The sequence below is a fragment of the Neobacillus terrae genome, from assembly GCF_011393025.1.
Taxonomy (GTDB): domain Bacteria; phylum Bacillota; class Bacilli; order Bacillales; family Cytobacillaceae; genus Neobacillus_A; species Neobacillus_A terrae.
In genome coordinates this window covers 1-21,093 of record NZ_JAAOEO010000011.1, presented here as the reverse complement: position 1 = coordinate 21,093, position 21,093 = coordinate 1, and the positions used below count along the sequence as shown (strand labels likewise).

Here is a 21,093-nt window from a genome sequence, read left to right as displayed (position 1 = left end):
TGAAGCAATTATGAAACCAAGGATTACAGTTATCGGGAGCATCAATATGGACCTTGTAACAAAAACAAAAAGGGTCCCACAGAGGGGGGAAACAGTTCTTGGCGATTCTTTTTTCACCATACCAGGTGGAAAGGGGGCAAACCAGGCGGTAGCGGCAGCAAGGCTGGGAGCTGAGGTTGATTTTATTGGCTGTGTTGGCGACGATTCTTTTGGACAGGAATTAACGAAAAATCTACTAAACGAGGGAATTAAAGTGGAGTTTATTGAAACCATACCTGTCACTTCATCAGGTATTGCTTCGATTACACTTTCAGAAGGAGATAACAGCATAATGGTGGTCCCTGGTGCAAACTATTTTCTTACTCCTGATATAGTCGAAAAAAATGAAACTGTTATTGCTGAAAGTAATATTCTTCTTTTACAGCTTGAAATTCCAATCGAAAGTGTTTCGAAGGCAGTTTCTCTTGCGAAAAAACATAATGTAAAAGTTATTCTTAATCCAGCGCCTATTCAAAATCTTCCTATAGGATTGGTTAGCCAAATAGATTATTTCACACCTAATGAACATGAAAAGGAGCAGCTTTTCTCTTCTTTTGAGATGACAGCAAAGGAGAAGGAGAGGTTACAGCGAAAATGCATTATCACTCAAGGAGCAAAGGGGGTAACTATTTTTCATGATAGTGAAAAACTGATTGAAGGATATAAAATGCAGATCGTTGATACTACAGGGGCTGGAGATACCTTTAATGGGGCTTTTGCTTATAGTTTGAGTATTGGAAAGAATCTTGAAGAGGCTTGCCGCTTTGCTAATGCGGCTGCAGCAATCTCAGTAACAAAGCTTGGTGCCCAGGGCGGGATGCCAAACAGGAAAGAAGTAGAAAAGTTACTTGAAAGAGATTTTTAAACAGGATTTTTATAAAACATCACGAAACTTTAAGATACCTTTAATGGAAGAGAGGTATCCTAATGTTCAGCACGGCAGATATAACAATAATGAAAGTCACGGAAGAATATGCTGAAGAAGCAAAAAGTCTTGTTCTTGCTGGGCTGGGTGAGCGGTTTGGATTCATTGACGATTCCTTAAATCCGGATTTGTATAAAATTATGGACATATACACCAGGCCTGGCTGTTTGTTTTTATTGGGAATGAAAGACAATGTTGTACTATGCACAGGCGCACTGAGCAGTAAATCCTCTAATATAGCAAGGATTGAAAGAATGTCAGTGAAAAAGGAATATAGGCGACTTGGCCTTGCGGGCAGAATGATGAAGGAATTAGAGCAAAGTGCAGTAAGTTTAGGATATAGAAAAATTGTGCTTGAGACAAATAGAAATTGGACAAGTGCTGTTTATTTTTATGAAAAGCACGGATACCTATTAGATCATTTTGAGGACCAATGTATCCATTTTTCTAAAGACCTATATTAATACATAAAGGAGAGATTATTCTGGAACCTGCGAGTATTCAATTCACTGATCGAATGGCTAGAATCATAGCATTGGCTGAGAAAGAGGCGCAATTATCTGGAAGCAAGGCCATCACCCCCTTGGATCTTCTCCTTGTCTGTCTTCAAGAGAAAACAGGTGTACTTTGGGAAATTTCTTTAAAAATTAATACGAATCTAGGACAACTAAGAGGACTTGCTGAAGCTGAAAAGGATGAGGTACATCAAAGTCCTTTTTTTAGAGTTCCTGTTGACAAAGAAGTGAATGCTGTATTTGCTAAGGCAGTTGAGACAATGAATAGATATAATCAGGTTTATTTAAATGAGGGCCACTTTTTAAAAGCACTAATGAATACAGAAATGGCGGTTAATTGTTTAACAGACAGGGATAGAAATACGATCTTAGAACTGGGGACTAAGTCCCGTGATATGATTACAAACCTCGATAATTATCATTTCCCTGAGTTGTCTATGCAAAATATAAGGAGAGTTAATCATAATGACTTTGATGAGATTGTCCGTTATGTTGAGGAGCATTTTTCATCGGGGTGGGCGCAAACCGTGAGGGAGGGTTTTCTCCAGAGCAGGCATTCAATTTATGTAGCATTTGATAATGAGGGTGGAATAGCAGGCTTTGCTGCCTTTGATATCTACAAGGGTAAGAAAGGCTATTTTGGACCAATGGGTGTTTCCCATTCTGACCGCAGCAAGGGATATGGATTTTCATTGCTGCATCATTGTTTAAAGGATATGAAAGGCATAGGTTATGCTTATGCGATTATTGGTGGGGCTGGACCGTTAGAATTTTATGAAAAGGCTTGTGGAGCAGTCATTATCCCTAAGGGTGCTTCTAGTAACCTTTAACCAAAGTTAATATAATATAAAAAACGTGTGGGGCTGCCACACGTTTTTTTGAAATTAATATAACCAGCCACGACCATATTGCTTTGGCGGTTCAAGCTCCGCACGAAGTTCTTTTGCAGCAGTCCTTGGCCAATATGGGTCACGTAGGAAGCCGCGGGCAATGAAGATAAGGTCTGCACGGTTATTCTGAAGAATTTCTTCAGCCTGGATGCCTGTTGTGATCAGGCCGACTGAGCCTGTTGGAATGTCGGCTCCATGTTTAATGGTTTCAGAAAAAGGAACCTGATATCCTGGGTAAGCTTTAACCTGAGCCGGTGCAACCCCGCCTGAGCTTACATCAATTAAATCAACACCTTGTTCCTTCATCCATTTCGCAAATTGGATATAATCCTCGGCCTTTAAGCCTTCTTCAAGATATTCGTAAGCGGAGACCCTTACAAACAATGGTCCGTCCCAGACAGTTTTTACTGCATCAATGGTTTCTCGGAGGAAACGATAGCGGTTTTCCTCGGATCCGCCATACTCGTCAGTTCTTTTATTCACTGTTGGTGAAAGGAACTGGTTAATCAGGTAGCCATGTGCCCCGTGAAGCTCGATTACCTCGAAGCCTGCTTTTTTAGCTCTTACAGCTGCAAGGCGGAAAGCTTCAATTGTTTCCTTAATTTCTTCAGTTGTCATTTCCTTAGGTGTTTGGTAAGTTTCATCAAAGGCATTAGGAGAAGGTGCGACAATTTCCTCTTTTAAAGCAGCTTTTCTGCCAGCATGGCCAAGCTGGATACCTGCAACGGCACCGTGCTCTTTGATTAATCCCGTTAACTCTTTCAAACCCTCAATATGATCATCGCTCCAAATACCGAGGTCTTGTGGTGAAATTCGGCCCTGTGCAGTGACGGCAGTGGATTCAAGGATAATTAATCCTGCCTGTCCTACCGCTCTTGAGGTGTAGTGTGTCCGGTGCCAGTTTGTAACAATCCCGTCTTCCTTATAACAGGAATACATGCACATTGGTGACATCACAATCCGGTTTTTAAATGTAACTCCCTTTACAGTATAGGGTGTAAATAGTTTAACTGATGATGGCATTAAAAAAGCCTCCTCTGTTTCGGTTTTCTAAATATCTTTTAGTATAGCAGATGGCTTTTTCAAAAGGAAAAAATCAGTCTTTGCGATTCATTTCCCTCAGTTCACTTAGCTTGTAAGCCGTACCCCGCCAGACAATTCCTCCTCTTTTAAATGTTAAAATGCTGGCCCTGATAATGGAGTAAATAAAAATCATCCCTGTTAATGGAAAAGCCAAAAACATCCATGGGGAAAACCGTGTCATTTTTTTTATGACCATTAAATATAAAATTCCAATCGCAACGATATTCGCCACACTCATAAGGATAACCAGCCTGTCCGGCACAAATACAGTGAAAAAAGGAAGAATGTGGGACAAAAAGGTTCCTACTACAGCAAAAAGAACCATGCTTATTCGATAATTCAACCCTGCAAAAGTGTTTTTTTCAAGGCCAACCAATGCTTCCTTCAGAGTTCCATACCATTCGACTTCTATTAACTCAAGGGCAGTTGCTATTCTCTGCCGATAGCCTTCTTTTTTGATTTTTATTCCAAGCTGGAGGTCATCATCAGGACGCATCTTTATTCTTTCATGAGTCCCTAATTGCTCGTACGCTTTTCTCAGCACGAGGTTAAATGCACCAATTCCGGTTCCATTTTTGGATCGTGGATTATTCGCTGTCCACGGTCTTTTAAAATAGGAAAATCCAAATAGAAAGAAACCTACAAACGACTTTAGCCAGAAACCTTTCCCATTTAAATTAGGGGTTGCAGTTAGGTGATCCAGGCGGTTGCGTTCAAAATAGTGAAGCGCCTTTCCAAAAGCCTCTTTTTGATATTGAACATCTGCATCAGTAAAAAGAAGCCACTTTCCGGCGGCTGCTTGTGCTCCCGAATAAAGTGCATGATTTTTTCCAAGCCAGCCCTTTGGCAGCTCCTTAATATGAATCACTTGAACACGATGATCTAATGCTTTTATTTCATTCATTATTTTTCCAGTATCATCTGTTGATCGGTCGTTGACCAGCAGCCATTCAACATTTCGATAGGATTGATTGAGCTGGGAAATAACACTGGATTTTATCGACTTTTCCTCATTTCTTGCTGCAACAATCACACTAAGAAGGGGGCCGTCTTTTAATACTTCCTCTTTTTCCAAAGAATCAAGTGTACGCAGCCCATTAATCGCATCGATTATAAAAACGATCCATACAGCAAGGTTTAAGGTGTATAAAATAACAAGCATGTTTTGTTAACTCCAGTCAGTGTTTTCCCCTATTTTAAAAGAAAAAGGAAGAGAGGTACAAATGAAAGAGTTAATCCTAAGAGCTGTTTAAGATATAATTTAATATAAAGCTTGGGTTTAGGAGGACGTATGAAAAAAACAATTGTGTTTACAGGCGGGGGATCCGCTGGGCATGTAACGCCCAATATAGGAATTATGAAAGAACTTGACTCACAAAAATGGGATATGAAATACATAGGATCTAAAAAAGGAATTGAGAAAGAGCTTATTGAAAAGATTGGCATCCCGTATTATGGAATTTCAAGCCGAAAACTAAGAAGGTATATTGATTTTGAAAATGTGGCAGACGCCTTCCGGTTTTTAAAGGGTTGTGCAGATGCAAGGAGAATACTAAAAAAAATTAAACCTGATCTTATTTTTTCAAAAGGAGGTTTCGTTTCTGTCCCTGTTATTATTGCCGCTCGTTCCCTTGGGATTCCTGCTTTTATTCATGAAAGTGATATGACCCCTGGGCTTGCTAATAAAATTTCACAACGCTTTGCAGCAAGGATCTTTACTTCATTTGAGGAATCAGCAAAATTTTTTCCTTCTCAAAAAACGAAAGTAATTGGTTCTCCAATCCGTAAGGACATATTGAAGGGCTCAAGATTGCAGGGTAAGAAATTTCTGGGATTTGACGGATGCCGTCCCATCCTAATGGTAATGGGAGGAAGCCTGGGAGCCAAAAAAATTAATGAAACGGTTAGGGGTGCATTGCCACAGCTGTTGGAAAACTATCAGATTGTCCATCTTTGCGGAAAAGGAAACCTTGAACCTTCATTGGAAGGCCGTGGTTACAAGCAATTTGAATATATACATGACGAGCTTCCCGATATCCTATCTGCAACGGATATAGTTATTACAAGAGGTGGTTCTAATGCCATTTTTGAGTTTCTTGCGTTAAATATTCCGATGCTGATTATCCCTTTAAGCCGACAGCAAAGCCGAGGAGACCAAATTCTAAATGCGAAATCATTTACTGAAAAAGGCTACGCTGTCACTCTGGAGGAAGAAGAGCTGACGACAGAATCCTTAGTTTCTAACCTTCAGGAAATTCAGCAAAGCAAGGATAAAATAAAAAATGCGATGAAAAACTCTGGCCAGGGAAGTGGGCTTCAAACTTTAGTAGAAGAGATTAATAGTTTTTAAAAAAGGAGAGGAATCAAATGGAATTAGAAGTGTTTGTTCTATCTGCTTTTACCAAAAATGGAGAAGGGGGAAACCCTGCGGGTGTCGTACTCGATACAGAATCTCTAACTTAAAAAGAGATGCAAATTGCTGCTGCACAATTAGGGTTTTCTGAGACAGCTTTTATTTTACCATCCTCACAGGCGGATTATCAGATTCGGTATTTTACCCCTAAAGAAGAAGTGGATGTATGCGGGCATGCTACTGTGGCTTCATTTTCGCTGCTGAATCAAAAAGAAATGGTGAAGCCTGGATTGTACTCCATCGAAACGAAGGCGGGACTATTAAGTGTGGAAATTAAGGAAAATGAATCGGTATTTCTCCAGCAAAATCCGCCGGGATTTCTTGAGGAAATTTCGTCTGAGGAAATAGTGGCTTCTTTAGGGATTAAAGAAGATCAGCTGGTTTCGGGGATGTCGATACAAGTGGTCACAACCGGGCTGCGTGCGATTTTGATTCCAGTCAAAACCCTCGATATTCTTCTTGGGCTGGAACCCAATATGGAGAAAATCACCGATATAAGCAGAAAATACGATTCTACAGGCTATCATGTCTTTACACTTGAAACCCTTCACGGTGCTTCAGCCCATTGCCGAAACTTTGCTCCTTTGCTCGATATTCCAGAGGAAAGTGCAACCGGTACATCCAATGCCGCGCTTGCTTGCTACCTGGCGAAATACAGGGATGAATGGAAAAACAAGGAGTCTTCCTATACCTTTGAACAAGGATATTCGATGGAAAAACCGTCGGAGCTTTATGCTAGTTTATCAGTAGAATCGGGCAAAGTGGTAAATATCAATATCGGAGGATACGCTTCAGAATATCAGTCTAAGAAAATATTAATTTAAAAAGACGGGAAAGTCACTACTCCCCGTCTTTACTATTGAATTGTATTCTATCTAGCTTGGTTGAAATCTCTTTAAGGATTTGATTGCGTTCCTTTTGCGATTTGATTAAAGTAACAGCAAACCAAATAATAAACCCAAGTACAGCAAGATAAACTAACATCAATAAAATTGGTAAAAATGATATCATTCCTATTCCATCCATAATTATTCCCCCTTAAATACTGATGATATATCAAGTTGGATATAATTGGTAGATGAATTTCAAAGGAGTAGTGGGCATAAGTGATGGAATTCGGGCAATAGTTACCAATTAGATGTATATCAGCTATAAATTGGGCATTTGTTTTTATGAATCGTGCATTTATCGGTTAGAATCGTGCATTTAACGGTTAGAATCGTGCATTTAATATTTTTATAGGGGGGTATTTTTCAATTTAACGAAATCGTACAAAGCTAAATATGGATAGATCCAACGAAAAAGATACTTATTTTATAGTAAAACGATAAGAAAAAAGCTAATTTTTATAAAAAATAGTTAAATTGCTTATTAATTTTTAAGGATATATATAGCGGGGTATTTAAAATCTAAAGACCAAACTATAACTTTTGAAGGATAAGGATTTCCTAAGCCTCATGTCAGGAAATCCGTTATCAATCATGATGTCTGCCGCTTTGGCTCGATGGCTGAACTTAGCATTTTCCCCATTTTTCTAGACTGCGCAGTTGCTTCCTTGATGCAATTAACTAACGCTTTATGGACGTTATGTTTTTCCAGAACTTTTATTCCGGCTTCGGTTGTTCCTCCTGGACTAGTAACTTCATGGCGCAGCTGCCGTGAAGGTTTCTCCGACTTTGTCAGCATTTCAGCAGCCCCTAGCAGTGTCTGGACAATCAGTTCCTTTGCTAGCTGTCCTTCAAGACCAATCTCCCTTGCACTTTCTTCCATTGCCTCTACCAGATAGTATATATACGCAGGCCCGCTTCCGGATAGGCCTGTTACTGCATCAAGCTGTGTTTCCTCAACAAAAGCTGCAAGTCCAACTGTTTCAAATAACTTTTTGGCCATCTCTGCTTGTTTTAAACTAACACGTTCATTACATGCCAGGCCTGTTGCTGATTTTCCGATAGCAGCAGATGTGTTCGGCATGGCTCTTGCAATAGAAAGTTTTTTACCCGCCAAAGTTTCAATCGTTTGAATCGAGAGGCCAGCCAGGACCGAAATCAGCAATGTTTGCCCTGATAGATAGCTGCTGATGCCTTGAATGCCAGCTTCTGCATCTTTTGGTTTCATTGCAAGGATAACCGCATCTGCATCCTTAAAAAGTTCTTCTAAATTGTAGGTAACCGTGACGCTATATTCCTTGCGGAGGTGTTCGAGCCTTGCTTCGTCACTTCTGTTGGTTACCCAAATGTTTTGCTTTTCCACCAGACCACTGGCAGTAATTCCTGAAATTAGAGCTTCTGCCATTGAGCCAGCACCGACCATCACTAATTTTCGCATCGAATCTTCCTCCTTTTTTTTGCTGCCACTCATCGGGGCTAATGCTTTTTTTGAAAAATAAAAAGGCCCATCATCCGCAAAGGACGAAAGGCCTAACTTCCGTGGTACCACCTTCATTCACCAATCCGGGATTAACCCAAAATGGCTCACTCTGTTCCGTTAACGCCGGATCCGCGTTTAGGTTTTCCTAACTGCTCTTAAGGTAGGTTCAATGGTTAATTGGACGGTGAAGCCTTTCAGCCGCTGAGCTTCACTCTCTTTCGCCGTTTTCCATTTACTGGCCTTAGTCATTGCCGTTTTACTGTTTTTATTTAAGATCTTAAATATCCAAAGTTTTAATTGTGATTATGCAAGAAATCTAGCCTGTCTGTCAAGGGCCTTTGAGAAAATAAATATTTTAAATATTTAAGAAATTATGTGAAAATAATGACAATTGCTGTGAAAATAGGTACACTTAATCTTATAATCGATTTAATTTTATTGGAGAATAGTATTAAGGAGCATGGGAAAAATGAAAGAATGGAAAAATGGAATCGCAAAATTAAACATCCCAACCCCCTTTGCAGTTGGTGATGTAAATGTTTACGTCGTAAAGGGAGAGCGTCTGACCTTAATTGACGCGGGTCCAAAGACAGATGAGGCATGGGAGGCGCTAAAGCAGCAGTTGAATGAATTGGGACTTAGCACGAATGATATTGAACAAATTGTTCTTACACATCATCATCCGGATCATGCTGGCTTGCTTGATTATTTCCCGGATAGTCTGCCTGTATATGGGCATTGGCTCAATGAACGTTGGATAATGAGGACCGACGCTTTTTATGCCGAGCACGAGGCTTTTCATCGCAAGCTTTTTCAAGATTTTGGCCTGCCTGAGGAGTTCAGTCCGTTCATCACTCATATAAGGCATACATTAAAGTACACGTGTAACAGATCCCTAACAGGTTTATTGGCGGAAGGAGAAGCAATTCCAGGACTTTCTGAATGGACCGTTCTTGAAACGCCCGGCCATGCGCAAAGCCATATTGTACTGTTAAGGGAAAGTGATGGAACGTTGATTGGCGGCGATCTTGTCCTGGCCCATATATCACCAAATCCCCTTATGGAGCCGCCTGTCCCAGGTGAAACAGAAAGGCCGAAACCTCAGCTTCAGCTGAATGCCTCTTTAAAAAAACTTCTGGAGTTTCCGATAAAGCTCGTCTTTACAGGGCATGGTGAGGAAGTAACAGATCTGCCTAACCTCGTTGAAAAAAGGCTGGAACGCCAGCATGACCGAGCAATGAAGGTGAAGAGCTGGCTTGAGGAAGAAGAAATGACTGTGTTCGAAATTTGCCGCCGCTTATTTCCGTCAGTTTACCGCCGTGAACTTGGGCTGACCCTCTCTGAAACTGTTGCTCAGCTTGACTATTTGGAGTCTATAGGAGAAATTGTTATAGGAGACAGCAGACCTGTTCTCTTTAAAGCTAGATGAGGTGAAAGCTGTGGCAGAACGTTTAAAGGGAAAAAATATCGTGATTACTGGTGCCTCCGGTGGGATAGGTGCCGAAATTGCCAGGCTTTGCGCAGAGCGGGGGGCAAATCTCGCTCTTATGGCCAGAAGCCTTGATAAATTGCAGCTGCTAAAAAAGGAGCTAGAGGCTCGGCATGGTATCAGGGTTTACGTCCATCAGCTCGATGTTGCCCAGACTGATATGATTGAGAATGTTTTTTTAGCTGTGAAAAAAGAGATGGATACAATTGATATCTTAGTAAACAATGCTGGGGAACTTTACTGGTACACACATAATTTATTTAATAAGAAAATACTACAGATAGCTTAGGAATATTGAAAAAAATAGATTATTGTTTATAAATATATATACACACAAAATAAGGAATAGTATTATATTTTTATAGAGGATTTTGTGTGTGAAAACTTAAATTATTTTAAGAGACAACAATGCTTTTTACAGTGAAATGTAAGAGTGTTGTTGTCTTTTTTTATTGTTTTAAAAAACTTAGTGAGGTGGTTTAGTTGTCAAAAGTTTTACAGTTCCCATCTAAACAAATAAATATAAAGAACTATAAAACAATAATAAAAAAACTTACTTTCAGTATGTATTCTCATAAGATTACTTATGAAGATGGAACTTGGCGGCAACATTGGTTTATTGTTTTAAAACATATAGAAACTGGTCTCATTCTTGAGTTTACACCTTATAGTAAATATCTTCGTTTTGTAGGAAAGAAAAAATCAATTGATACTAGAAGGCCAGAAACTTTAAGAGTAAAAGGATATTTTATTTGTACTTTCTTGAATTTTGTTTTAATAGAGAATTTTGAGGAATTTCAAATTGCAAATTTAATCGATATTACCATTGAACATGGAAATAGATTTTTACAAGCATATGCTGACGGGAATATATCAAAAGACAAAAAAAGGAAACCAACAGAAACTGTTGAAAGGCTCATGAGGGAAATAGCTCAGTTTTATATTTGGATTCAACATGTTTATGGAGAAAAAGCTAAACAAATAAAGGATCTTCAAATGATAGAAAAAGTAGAATTTTCACACCGTCAAAGTGGTAAAGAGGGTTTTTATATAAATACTCCTTTTCAAGTCTATGTTTCTAACTGTGAAAGTGAAGAAATCCTAAGAGATATTCCAACAAAAGCTCTAACTAAATTAATAAACTTAAGTAAAATTTACTATCCTGAAATTACATTGGCGATTTGTTTACAAGCGTTTGCTGGTTTAAGGATTGGAGAAGTTTGTAATATTAGACAAGAGATCTGTCCGATAGATGGAGGTGGTATTTCTTATATGAAAATCGGAGGGAAATTAGCAAACTTTAAAATAAATTTGTTAAACAAGTATCCTATGCGAAGTGATGGTGTGGATGTCGGTAGTATTAAAAAATATAGAGAACAATATGTATATTACAAATTTTTACCAATACTAGAACCCATTTTCTATAAACATAAGGAGTGGCTAGATAATCATGGGACCGAACCTGGCTATTATCCTTTGATAGTTAATAAAAAAGGAATGGCTGAAACTACTCAGAACTATAGAAAAAAATTTAAAAAACTTGTAAATGATTACTTAATTACAGCTTTATCTGAATCAGAAGATTATGAAGAACAAGTTTATGCCGAAATATTAATGACTAAAGATTTAGCTCCTCATTCTCTACGTCATTGGTTCACTGTCCAATTAGTATTAAATAACGAACCAACCCATTCTATTGCAGGATGGAGAGGAGATGATAATTTAGAAACATCACTTCTTTATACTCGTAATAAATCAGAATTAATAAAGCTTTATAGAGAGGCAACATCTAATTTACTAGAGGATATTTATCGTTATAATTTGAAGTGAATTTTTTGAAAAGTGAAGTGAAGCGAATGTATATTAGATCTAAATTAAAAAAACTTAGAACTGAATATAACCTTACTTTACAGGAAATAGCTGAGCAATTAGGGTATTCAACGGGTTATGTTGGTCATATTGAGAGAGGAATTAGTAAGCCCTCCGAAGAGTTTTTAAGAAAAATAAGTGTCTTATTTAATATTCCATTCGAAGTTTTGTTGGATCAAAATATAGAAGCTAAAGATTTAATGATTTCGAGAAGTGTATTTAGTGTAAAAGATATAAGGGATTTAGCTAAAAAATATTCTCTTTTCTTTGCCACATACCATGCTCCTTATTTAGTTAATACTGTAAAAATCATATGTAAAGGAATGAATTTACCCTTCACCATAGAAGACAATGGAGGGTTGTTAATAAATAAAGAAGTGTATCAAGTTATTGAACTTTTCTTTATGAATAAATCACTTTTTTTAAAGGGAGATAAAGACATTTTTATAACCCATAAAGAGGTTTTGAGTATTTTAGGAGGTGTCGGTAGATCCTTTAATATTATGGGAACCATTGATGGAAAAGATAATGATAAATGGCTAAATCTTATAGATAAGCTTCCAGTTCAATTTTACTATAATTATTACTTCTATTTCCTGAAAAAAGATGTACTAGAGTTTAAAGCTAAAATAGTAACAAGAGATCAAATATGGGCAATCCTGGAAAAGGAGAGAGGAATAAAAATCTCAAAATCATTATTAAATAAAACTTTATACAAGGATTTTTCTGATTTTGAGATAAAGTGGTTACCTTCTAATATCAAAAGATATCCGAAGGAAATTATTAATCTATTAAAGACTCATTTTTTAGAAGGTAAACTAAATAGTAAAAAAATATTTGATATTAGTGACTTTTTACACTTATACAGAAAATATTTGTCCCCCTCCTCCACTAGCAGTTTAAAACATTATGAACCAATTATTATTACCATTTGTGAAGCTTTAGATCTACCATATCAAAGTAATAGTAAATTAACATTTGGATATGACGTACTGCATGTCCTTAAAAGATTTTTAATTAATCAAGCAAAGTACTTTTCTGAAGAAGAAGAGTTTGTCAGCTTTAATGAGGCATTAAAAATTATTTGTAATATAAAGAGTACTACCAAAATGTATGATAAAAAAAATACTAAAAGAAATCTTAGCCTCCGAGCTAATTGGTTAAGTTTTTTAAATAATATGCCTGTTCAATTCTTCTATAAAAATGGGTTCTATTTCTTGAAAAGTGATGTTTTAAGATTTAAAGAAACAACTGTTAATACGGAAGAGTTAAAAAAAATTTTAAGAGAGCAGAACGGTCTGCATGTGAAAGATGAGTCTCTTAGCGATATTTTAAACTCAAAATACCAAAATTATCTGATTGAGTGGCTGCCAGGGGATAAATTATATTCTATTAAAATTTTAGAAAAAATATGTACAGAATTTAAGCCAGACTATAGTAAAAATGACACTTATATTTCTTTAGTTGAAGCTGCAAAAAAATTAGGGTGTAAGAAAGAAAGACTAAGGAATTTCTTTAAGAATGAAATAATTATTTCAACAAGTAGAAAACTTTATGTCCATAAACATGATATTGATTATTGGGAAATCTTTAGAGAGGAAACCGTTCCTTTAATAGCTCTACTAAAACATTTATCGAAAAAGAAAAAAAAGGATGCTTTAGATCAATCTTATAATGCAGCTTTATTAGCTGAAAGAATGAAATCAGAATCAATTAGAATAATTAATGGAACAGAAACTCCTTTTAACCAAAGATATAGTTATGTATATAAAGAGGATATCGAAAAGATAAAAAATATGTTTGAAGAAGTGATGATTAAAAGAGATCCAAGCTTAGATAAAGTTAATAAATTTAAGTCGCTAGTAATTAATATGTCTAATAATAAAGCTAATGTAAGTATGCGAGAATTTTTTAATTTTGCATTAAAACGTCTTGAACTAAAAGGTACTTATGTAAATTCAATGATAGATTTTTATAAGATTATTTCTACAATTGATAAGGAGTTATTTTCTTATTCGGATGAAGAAATAGAATCATTATTAATTTTTTACTCTAAAGAGAGGGGAAAAGATGCCAATAGACATATCTGTCTTTTTCTGAATGAATTACAAAAAAAATACGATACAAAATATAAAAATATATATAGGTTTGACAAAAGAAATGCTTATAAAAAAACTGAAGGAGGAGTTTCACCTTATACAGAAGAACAATATTTTCGTTTCGGATTTCTTTTGTTGAATGAAACACATGCTTGGTATAAAGAATATTTAGAAAAGGCATTGGAAAATACTCGATTCGCTTCTCTCTGGCTCTATAGTTTGTTGCATTATATATGTGCTTGGAGAAGGATAGATATGATCAATCAACTACCACATCCAAATTTGAATATGCAACCTGATGAATTTTTTACTTTAATAAGGGACAATCAATTTACCGAGGAAATAGCATTCAAGATCACTACAGAAGTGGAAATGAGGGTACATTATTTAAATTTAAAACCATTAAAAACGAAAAAATTTAATCCTCCAAATTTAGTATTTGAAATTCCTGAAAGTATAAGATATAGGTTGGGTATGTTACTGGGTTTATGTGAGGCACATCGAAAGTCAAAGAATAATAAATATTTAATCTCAAGTAGAAAATTTAATATAAAAGAACAAATTGATTTTTTTGGGCCGGAATTTACCAATATTTTTAAAGGTAATGGATTAAATAATCTTAGGTTAAATAAAACATTCCAAATACATGTGGCAAAAATTGCAGAAAAAAAGAAAATCGGTACAGGGTATATTCTTTCTAGTTTCGCAAGAAGCCATATGTGTAAAGGTGACCAAAAAACAAATACTACTAGTGTTTATTTAGAAGGATATAGGAAATTAACCGATGGAGAAATTGTAATGAGAGAGCTCTTTGAGCGAGGTGTTTGTAGTTTTGTACCTTATCTTGTGCTAAAAATTATAGAAGGTGAAGAAAATGTACTCAATATGTCTTTGCCTCAACAAACTAAAAGTTTAAAAACATTTAGCGAATTGAGACCATATGATTTAGAAATGCTCCTTGTTCAATTCAATGAAATTTTGGAAAAATCAAAAAAACAGGCAGTTATCCTTATTGAAGAATTTGGCGTCAAAGGAGACATAGATAGTATTTCGATAGAAAAGAAGAAATCAATATACAGGTTCCTAAATACTATTGCAAATGGCGAGGCACCAGCTCGAGAAAAAAATATGAATTGTATTTCTGTTGCTAAAGGAATCGGCTGTATCGAGCCAAATAGGAAAACGTGTATAGGCTGTGGTCAAGAAATCTATCTAAAAACTACTTTGTTTGTAATAGGACAAAGGTTAAGAGAATTGGCAGCATGTGAAGTTGAAAGCAAAACAGACAATGAAAAAAACAAGTATAGAAAGTTGATAGATTCCATGTTTACGCCTGTGTTAAGAGAAATATTATTTGCCCTTCAAAAAATTTTTAATATTGGAGATTTGGAAGAAATCCGCGAAATAATTTTTGGGATAGGTGAAAAAAACAGGGGAGAAAAAATATAAATGTTAGCTATAAAGAAAAAAATTGAAAATGAAGGCGTGTATATTACTAAATTTCTTGAATTTAATAATGAAACTATAAAAGAAGGAACAAAAATATTCGAAGAGTATAGGAAGAATAAAATTATTTTGAATGATTCTTTTTTTGATAATGAATGGATCATAACCAACCAGGTAATTACAAAAATTTTTGATTTTACATTACCTCAAACATTATTTGAATCTGAAAAAAAGAGTAGTCGTGAATTAGGTTCATTTCAGGATTTTAAAAATGTAATAAAGGTTTACTTTGTTTTTGAATTACAGACCAATGCTTTACTTCAATTAAATGTTAGATTTAATGCATTTAAAAATGTTATAAAATATACCCGTTATTTTAGTTCTAATTCATCAGCAGAGGATGTAATTAAAGGCAGAAAGAGATTAGATGAAAAAAATTTGTTGCTATTAAAGACTTGTCTGGAAATATTAGACTTCTATCCAATTCCTGAAACAGAAAATTTCCAAGAAGATTGCTCAATTACATACGAAGAAATACGAGAAAAAATTTTAGTAGAGCAGCGAAATAAAGGTCTTGAACAACGGTTTTTATCTGAATTTCAATCTATCTTTTTCTTTGATAAATTATTAAATCAGTTTTGGGACATTCAAGCAAGTAGTGAGGAAAAAGCCCTTTATTTCCCTATTTATTTATGGTGGAAAATTACAATGGTGCTGCCATTAAGACCTACAGAATTTGTTATCATACCTTTCGATTGTATTAGAGAAATTAATACAGGTGAATATATGTTGAAAATAAGGCGCTCTAACTTAAAAGGGGGTAAAACTGAAGTTACTCATAAATTAGAGTTCGATTATACAATACATGAGTACCCTATATCAATTGATATAGCAAATATGATCTTTGAGTATAAATCGTTGGTTGAAAAATATGGGGAGAGGGAATTTTTATTTTCACTCTCGGCCTATCGTGATTTAACCGGGTTAGAAAATTTTTTTAAACTGAATAAGTTTGGCACAAGGCACCTTAGTTCTTTGATTGGAAAGTTTTACAAAAAAGTTATACAAGAACAATTTGGAATAAAAGTCTTGCAAAAACCTTTTTATGCTCAAGATAAGAACGCATTTTTAGGAAAGGACGAGTTCTTAAAACCAAATGAAATAATGATGATTCAGATTGGTGATACAAGACACTTTTCAATGATTAATTTAGTTTTAAATGATTTTAATCCCATACTTATTAAGGATTTTGCAGGACACAAAGATATCAATATTTCGTATCACTATTTTAATCATATTGGTAAAGTTGTAAAGTGCATGGCTTATTTCAAGTTCCAAGAATTGAAAAAAAGGACAATTGATTTTGGTATCGAGGAGAACTCTATAAATAAAGAAGTTAGCTTTAAGTCTATATTAAGAGGTTTGGAACTACAGTCAAGTGATAAGTGTAAAGAATTGGATTATGGAAAATGTTATTCAAAGAAATTCTTTGTTGGTGATGTTTCAGATTGTTTACCTGTTTTTGGAGATTGTTTAGTGTGTAATCATTTTATTAAAAGTAGTGACGAATTTAATACAATGATAAAAAAGAGAAGAAAACAATTAGAAAACCGAATTAATGATGAAGGCCTGTTTTTATTTAGCGTTTTGAAGTCATTTAATAAAACTCATAAGGAAGCTGCAGAATTTAAGAGAAGAATCTTAAATATACAGCAAAGTGCGGCGGAGTATTTGAAATTAACTGAAAACCTAAATGTAGGTGATATTGATGAGTGAGACTAAAATAAAAAATGGTAGTGGTAGACCATTAAAGTTTAGTAATGAGGAGTTACTAGAAATTATTAATTTGTACATAAAAAAGTATGGACATATAGTATCACGTTTATCACCTTCAAAATTAGCTGAGTACTCTACCAAGGAATTACATAAGCCAGCTCACTACCAGGACTTTACTAGGAGAAAAGAAGTAAAAAAATATATAGAAAAATTGAATAATAACTTAAAACGAGAACTAATTAATACGACCTCTGAAACCGTGGTTGTCCCAATTTATCAAAAACTAAATATTAAAAAATTTATCGAAAAAAATAATACAAAAGAAAAGCTTGAAAGAGCTCTAATTCTTCTCGATAGACACCGTGAAAAGATCCATGACAGTTACGGAGATTTATCGCAAGAATTTATTAAACAAGTGGAATTAACATATAAAAAAGACACAGAAATAAAAAAAATTGAAAATAAAATCCTCGAAGTAGAAAGCGAAAAAAATGAGGTTATCCAAAAATTAAAACAAGAGATTAAAAATCTTGAGAAAAAAAACAAGAAACTTCGTGATAAGAATATTATTTTAGAAAGCTTTGTAAACAGACATCATTATGAAACCATTGTTGAATATTTACTTTATATTGAAGGAGTGATTTCTACCGGAGTAAAAATCGATAAGGAAAGCTTAATTCGATTAGAGGATTATAAAAATGGAAATTTTGATTTGAGTGAAATAATTTCTTCTCTAAGTTATATATTAGAGGTAGAACAATCAAATAATAAAAGTTTTTCACCTGATAAAGACTTAGGAACAATTGATGAATTTTTCATTGAGGAACCTGAAAGAATAGATGAAAGTTTGGATATTAACAAAATAAAAAAATCTCCCCTTAACACTGAAAAGACCTTAGACGAAGATAAAATAAGGGAAAAACTTAATTTGCGTGCAAAGGAAATTGAACATGAAATATTTAAAGGTATTATAAGTTTTGAGTAGTGAATAGTTTATGTCCTAAAACTAGGTTCATGATAATAAATACAAGGTTTCTCAGATGAATGAGAAACCTTGTATTTTTTTTAACTTTACTTTATACAATTTAATATATCCTGCGCTAATATTTTTGAACCACTAGCTCCTTTTAAATACTTTAGGTCTCCATTTGAAGACCAATCTATTTGATTAAGCTTTTGTAGTTTAGCCAATATTGCACTAGAATCTGGCTGCTGGCTTTTATGCAGAAAATTTTTATTAATTATTTCATTTCCTACAATTGCTAGAGCGTTTAGAGAAAGAATGTGTGTTAATCTATAAGATTTAACATCTTCCCATTCCGATGAAAGTATTTCTCTAACAGCGTTAAAATAAAATAGCGTAATACTTAATATTTTTTCTTTAGAAAGATCAGCTAAATCAGATTTCTTAATAAGTAAAGAAACGAGGTTATAAAGGTTTTGCAAAGTGATATGTTTATCTTTGTTTCTCTTACCAATAAGCGTTCCCTTGCTATAAAAAGGACTTTCAGGTCTTAATATTAAATTTGTCGCTATCCAGCTAATGTCATCGTTATCCCTGTTAAGATATCTGCTTAATGAAGTACCAATACCTTTAGCTTTTGTATTTATAATATCAAAAAGTTTAATTTCTTCATCTTCATCTAAGTAATGGAAAACTAAAAATGGAATATTTAACGTTGCATCTGTTTTTTTTACGTATTCTTCAATTCCTGCAAGTCTATGCTGCCCATCCATTAACGAAGCTTTTTTTTTGGCGACTAATCTACCAAATAAGGGACGTTCTTTATTATAGGAGTGAAATTCCCAGTTGCCAGCAGCATTTAATAATATTGGAGTGAATAAAGAATCTTCTCCTTTTGATAAATAATTTGCAAATTCTTTACTTCTCTGCTTGTTTATGGGCCTCTGATAACCTTTTCCTGAAGGGTGATTATATGGTTTTGAGTGAGAAAAGTGAATGGCCACTTGTGAAGAAACAAACCCTTGGTACGCTACTCTACCTCTCATTTTAAATTGCAACACGTTTTCAATTACTATATTTGATGGCAAGTAATCTCCCATTATTAACACCTCATATTAATATATTTATTATTTAAAAATAATAGTACTTATAAGTTCAAAAATCAATGGAAGTTATATCATATGTATCTGTATCAAGTTTGATAGCTCACCTACTCTTTAAGAGAGGTGAATATAATGGGGAATCTGGTTAAATTCGTTGGTAATAACATTCGAGAAATAAGAAAAATGAAAAAATTAACTCAAGAGGAGTTAGCAGAAAAATCTGGTCTTCAAACATCTTTTTTAGCGGGGGTGGAAAGAGGTGAAAGAAATATCACCTTGGAAACCTTAGATAAAATCTTAAATGGTTTAGAGGAAGATGTGAAAACAGTATTCAGCTTTAATAATTTGGTTCTTGATGAATATGTTTCCAAAAATGAAATGGTAGGGTTAATTGTAAACTTATTAGCAGACAGAAAATTACAGGATGTAAAGTTAATACATAAAGTAGCAAAAGAAATTTTTGAAACATATAGCAAAGCAAAAGAATAATCCATATTACAAGCTAGCCTCAACTATTCTTGAATAAGTTTTTTTATGAACATTGACACAGTGATCAATGTTTTTTTTTGGCTGTTTTCGCATAGATTGTTGTTTTTTACCGATACTAATAGGACCTTGCTATAATTGCGTTCTAGGAGGCGGTAAAAATGTGGGAAAGTGTATTTCAAGGATTCTCGGAATTATCTAAATCAGAACAATTTAAGTTATATAATGCGATTAAGTTTCTATTGTTTCCGGCAGATCAAGGAGACATAGCAAAGATATTTAAAGATATCCGTGAAAGTCGATTTCACGAAGGTCTTGCTTGTTTACATTGTGGAAGTGTCTCTGTTAAAAAGAACGGAAAATATCGAGGAAGGCAACGATACCTCTGTAAGGATTGCGGAAAAACGTTCAATGATATGACTAACACTCCCCTATCGGGCACCCATTACCCAAGTAAATGGTTGGAATACTTTAAGATGATGGTTGAGGGCTATACGTTCCCTAAAATCACTGAAGTATTAAAAATTCATATCTCAACTGCCTTCTACTGGCGGCATAAAATCCTTAATGCTCTTAGGTCATTAGGCCACAGTACATTAAAAGGAATTGTCGAGAGTGATGAAACTTACTTTTTGGAAAGTCACAAAGGCAAAAAAGATATCTCCCACCGGAAAGCCCGTAAAAGAGGTGGATCTGCTACAAAAAGGGGCATTTCTAATGAACAAATATGCGTGCTCGTAGCCCAGGACCGAAATGGACAAGTAATTTCAGAAATGGCCGGCACAGGAAGAATTAAAAGTACTGAAATTGACCGTGTATTGGGTCAATTTATAGATAATAACGCTTTGTTATGTTCGGATAACGCAACTAATTATAAGAAGTTTGCAGTAGAAAAAGGGCTAAAGCACGAAGTTGTAAATATACGAAAGGGAATTTACGTCAAGAAGTCAATTTACCATATCCAGCACGTCAACGCCTATCACACCCAACTCAAGAAATTTATGCAAAGGTTTCAAGGTGTGGCCACCAAGTACTTGGATAACTATCTTTTCTGGTTCAAATATATTAATCAAACAAAAACTATCGCCAAAACTGAACGGGTAAAACAATTACTCTTAGGTTCTTGCCGGAATTCAAAACATTCTACAGTGGAGATGTTAAGATCAGCGTAATTTTGGTGTGGAAAAATTTGAATAAAGCCGGCAAACTATTTAAGAGTTTATGTTAAAGTTAGAATAATGGAAATAATCTTGGTTAACTACCATGAAAATAAACTTCTATGAAAAAGGAAAAAAGGCAATACTAAAATAAGACGCAGCTCATTCTTTTTTAAAAAAGGGGAGAGCGCCATTCATGATCTATTGTAGAAAAGTGGACTGGATTAAGATGCTTTAGGTTCTTGTAGAGTGACTATATAGCCTAAACTTTCGAGTCTTCTTAGTGAATGCCGGACAATGGATTGTTGTCTCTGCTTGTCAAAGTAATCTTCGCCTAAGTCTACATACATTTCTTTTCGGGTTAAAAGATAATAAGATATACGTAACATGGCATGAGCGACTACAATTCCTGCGCGTTTCCTGCCTTTTCGTGATGCTGTACGCCTATACAGTGCTCCGAGATAGTTTTTGG

General features: G+C 34.9%; 18 protein-coding genes and 1 pseudogene. 13 read left to right on the top strand and 6 right to left on the bottom strand.

Annotated elements, in window-relative coordinates:
• Window positions 1-7: 7 nt before the first annotated feature.
• From rbsK to G8761_RS16075, 3 genes are all read left to right on the top strand, one after another.
• Complete coding sequence (gene rbsK, locus G8761_RS16085; RefSeq protein WP_166028734.1) at window positions 8-904, top strand: ribokinase; 897 nt, start codon at window positions 8-10, stop codon at window positions 902-904.
• A gap of 62 nt (window positions 905-966) precedes the next feature.
• On the top strand, window positions 967-1,428 hold the full coding sequence (locus G8761_RS16080; RefSeq protein WP_166028462.1) for a GNAT family N-acetyltransferase: 462 nt from the start codon (window positions 967-969) through the stop codon (window positions 1,426-1,428).
• A 53-nt stretch (window positions 1,429-1,481) separates the two neighbouring features.
• Window positions 1,482-2,309, top strand: a complete 828-nt coding sequence (locus G8761_RS16075; RefSeq protein ID WP_207789240.1) for a GNAT family N-acetyltransferase — start codon at window positions 1,482-1,484, stop codon at window positions 2,307-2,309.
• Window positions 2,310-2,363: 54 nt separating this feature from the next.
• Here G8761_RS16075 and namA read toward each other — a convergent pair whose 3' ends face one another.
• Both namA and G8761_RS16065 read right to left on the bottom strand, forming a co-directional pair.
• Window positions 2,364-3,392, bottom strand: coding sequence for an NADPH dehydrogenase NamA (namA, locus tag G8761_RS16070; RefSeq protein ID WP_166028460.1), 1,029 nt, complete (start codon window positions 3,390-3,392; stop codon window positions 2,364-2,366).
• Window positions 3,393-3,465: 73 nt separating this feature from the next.
• The gene (locus G8761_RS16065; protein WP_166028458.1) at window positions 3,466-4,614 is read right to left on the bottom strand and encodes a glycosyltransferase family 2 protein; all 1,149 of its coding nucleotides are present in this window, start codon (window positions 4,612-4,614) and stop codon (window positions 3,466-3,468) included.
• Between the two features lie 129 nt (window positions 4,615-4,743).
• Between G8761_RS16065 and G8761_RS16060 the strand changes: the two genes are divergently transcribed.
• Both G8761_RS16060 and G8761_RS16055 read left to right on the top strand, forming a co-directional pair.
• A complete protein-coding gene (locus G8761_RS16060) occupies window positions 4,744-5,802 on the top strand; it encodes an undecaprenyldiphospho-muramoylpentapeptide beta-N-acetylglucosaminyltransferase (RefSeq protein ID WP_166028456.1) in 1,059 nt (352 codons plus the stop codon).
• 119 nt (window positions 5,803-5,921) lie between these two features.
• Window positions 5,922-6,689 (top strand): PhzF family phenazine biosynthesis protein, encoded by a 768-nt coding sequence (locus G8761_RS16055; RefSeq protein ID WP_243450051.1) that lies wholly within the window; start codon window positions 5,922-5,924, stop codon window positions 6,687-6,689.
• A 16-nt stretch (window positions 6,690-6,705) separates the two neighbouring features.
• Here the strand turns inward: G8761_RS16055 and G8761_RS16050 are convergent, their stop codons facing one another.
• Both G8761_RS16050 and proC read right to left on the bottom strand, forming a co-directional pair.
• Window positions 6,706-6,891: a hypothetical protein gene (locus G8761_RS16050; protein ID WP_166028455.1), complete on the bottom strand. Its 186-nt coding sequence runs from the start codon at window positions 6,889-6,891 to the stop codon at window positions 6,706-6,708.
• Window positions 6,892-7,344: 453 nt separating this feature from the next.
• The gene (gene proC, locus G8761_RS16045) at window positions 7,345-8,190 is read right to left on the bottom strand and encodes a pyrroline-5-carboxylate reductase (protein ID WP_166028453.1); all 846 of its coding nucleotides are present in this window, start codon (window positions 8,188-8,190) and stop codon (window positions 7,345-7,347) included.
• Between the two features lie 511 nt (window positions 8,191-8,701).
• Here proC and G8761_RS16040 point away from each other — a divergent pair.
• The 6 genes from G8761_RS16040 (at window position 8,702) to G8761_RS16015 (ending at window position 17,896) form a co-directional block, all read left to right on the top strand.
• The gene (locus tag G8761_RS16040; protein ID WP_166028451.1) at window positions 8,702-9,661 is read left to right on the top strand and encodes an MBL fold metallo-hydrolase; all 960 of its coding nucleotides are present in this window, start codon (window positions 8,702-8,704) and stop codon (window positions 9,659-9,661) included.
• A 10-nt stretch (window positions 9,662-9,671) separates the two neighbouring features.
• Window positions 9,672-10,010, top strand: a complete 339-nt coding sequence (locus G8761_RS16035; RefSeq protein ID WP_166028449.1) for an SDR family NAD(P)-dependent oxidoreductase — start codon at window positions 9,672-9,674, stop codon at window positions 10,008-10,010.
• A gap of 194 nt (window positions 10,011-10,204) precedes the next feature.
• Entirely contained in the window at window positions 10,205-11,551 is a 1,347-nt protein-coding gene (locus G8761_RS16030; protein WP_166028446.1) for a site-specific integrase, read from the top strand.
• A 5-nt stretch (window positions 11,552-11,556) separates the two neighbouring features.
• On the top strand, window positions 11,557-15,138 hold the full coding sequence (locus G8761_RS16025) for a helix-turn-helix domain-containing protein (protein ID WP_166028444.1): 3,582 nt from the start codon (window positions 11,557-11,559) through the stop codon (window positions 15,136-15,138).
• Window positions 15,139-16,911, top strand: coding sequence for a hypothetical protein (locus G8761_RS16020; RefSeq protein ID WP_166028442.1), 1,773 nt, complete (start codon window positions 15,139-15,141; stop codon window positions 16,909-16,911).
• Window positions 16,904-17,896, top strand: coding sequence for a hypothetical protein (locus G8761_RS16015; protein WP_166028440.1), 993 nt, complete (start codon window positions 16,904-16,906; stop codon window positions 17,894-17,896). Before G8761_RS16020 ends, G8761_RS16015 begins: the two co-directional genes overlap by 8 nt.
• Before the next feature lie 86 nt (window positions 17,897-17,982).
• On the opposite strand, the gene G8761_RS16010 is transcribed toward G8761_RS16015, so the two are convergent.
• The gene (locus G8761_RS16010; RefSeq protein WP_166028438.1) at window positions 17,983-18,975 is read right to left on the bottom strand and encodes a DGQHR domain-containing protein; all 993 of its coding nucleotides are present in this window, start codon (window positions 18,973-18,975) and stop codon (window positions 17,983-17,985) included.
• 135 nt (window positions 18,976-19,110) lie between these two features.
• On the opposite strand from G8761_RS16010, the gene G8761_RS16005 reads away from it, so the two are divergent.
• Both G8761_RS16005 and G8761_RS16000 read left to right on the top strand, forming a co-directional pair.
• Complete coding sequence (locus tag G8761_RS16005; protein ID WP_166028436.1) at window positions 19,111-19,467, top strand: helix-turn-helix domain-containing protein; 357 nt, start codon at window positions 19,111-19,113, stop codon at window positions 19,465-19,467.
• A gap of 158 nt (window positions 19,468-19,625) precedes the next feature.
• Window positions 19,626-20,636 (top strand): IS1595 family transposase, encoded by a 1,011-nt coding sequence (locus G8761_RS16000; RefSeq protein ID WP_166028434.1) that lies wholly within the window; start codon window positions 19,626-19,628, stop codon window positions 20,634-20,636.
• Window positions 20,637-20,845: 209 nt separating this feature from the next.
• Here G8761_RS16000 and G8761_RS26850 read toward each other — a convergent pair.
• Window positions 20,846-21,093, bottom strand: a pseudogene (locus G8761_RS26850) (IS110 family RNA-guided transposase); the annotation flags it as partial.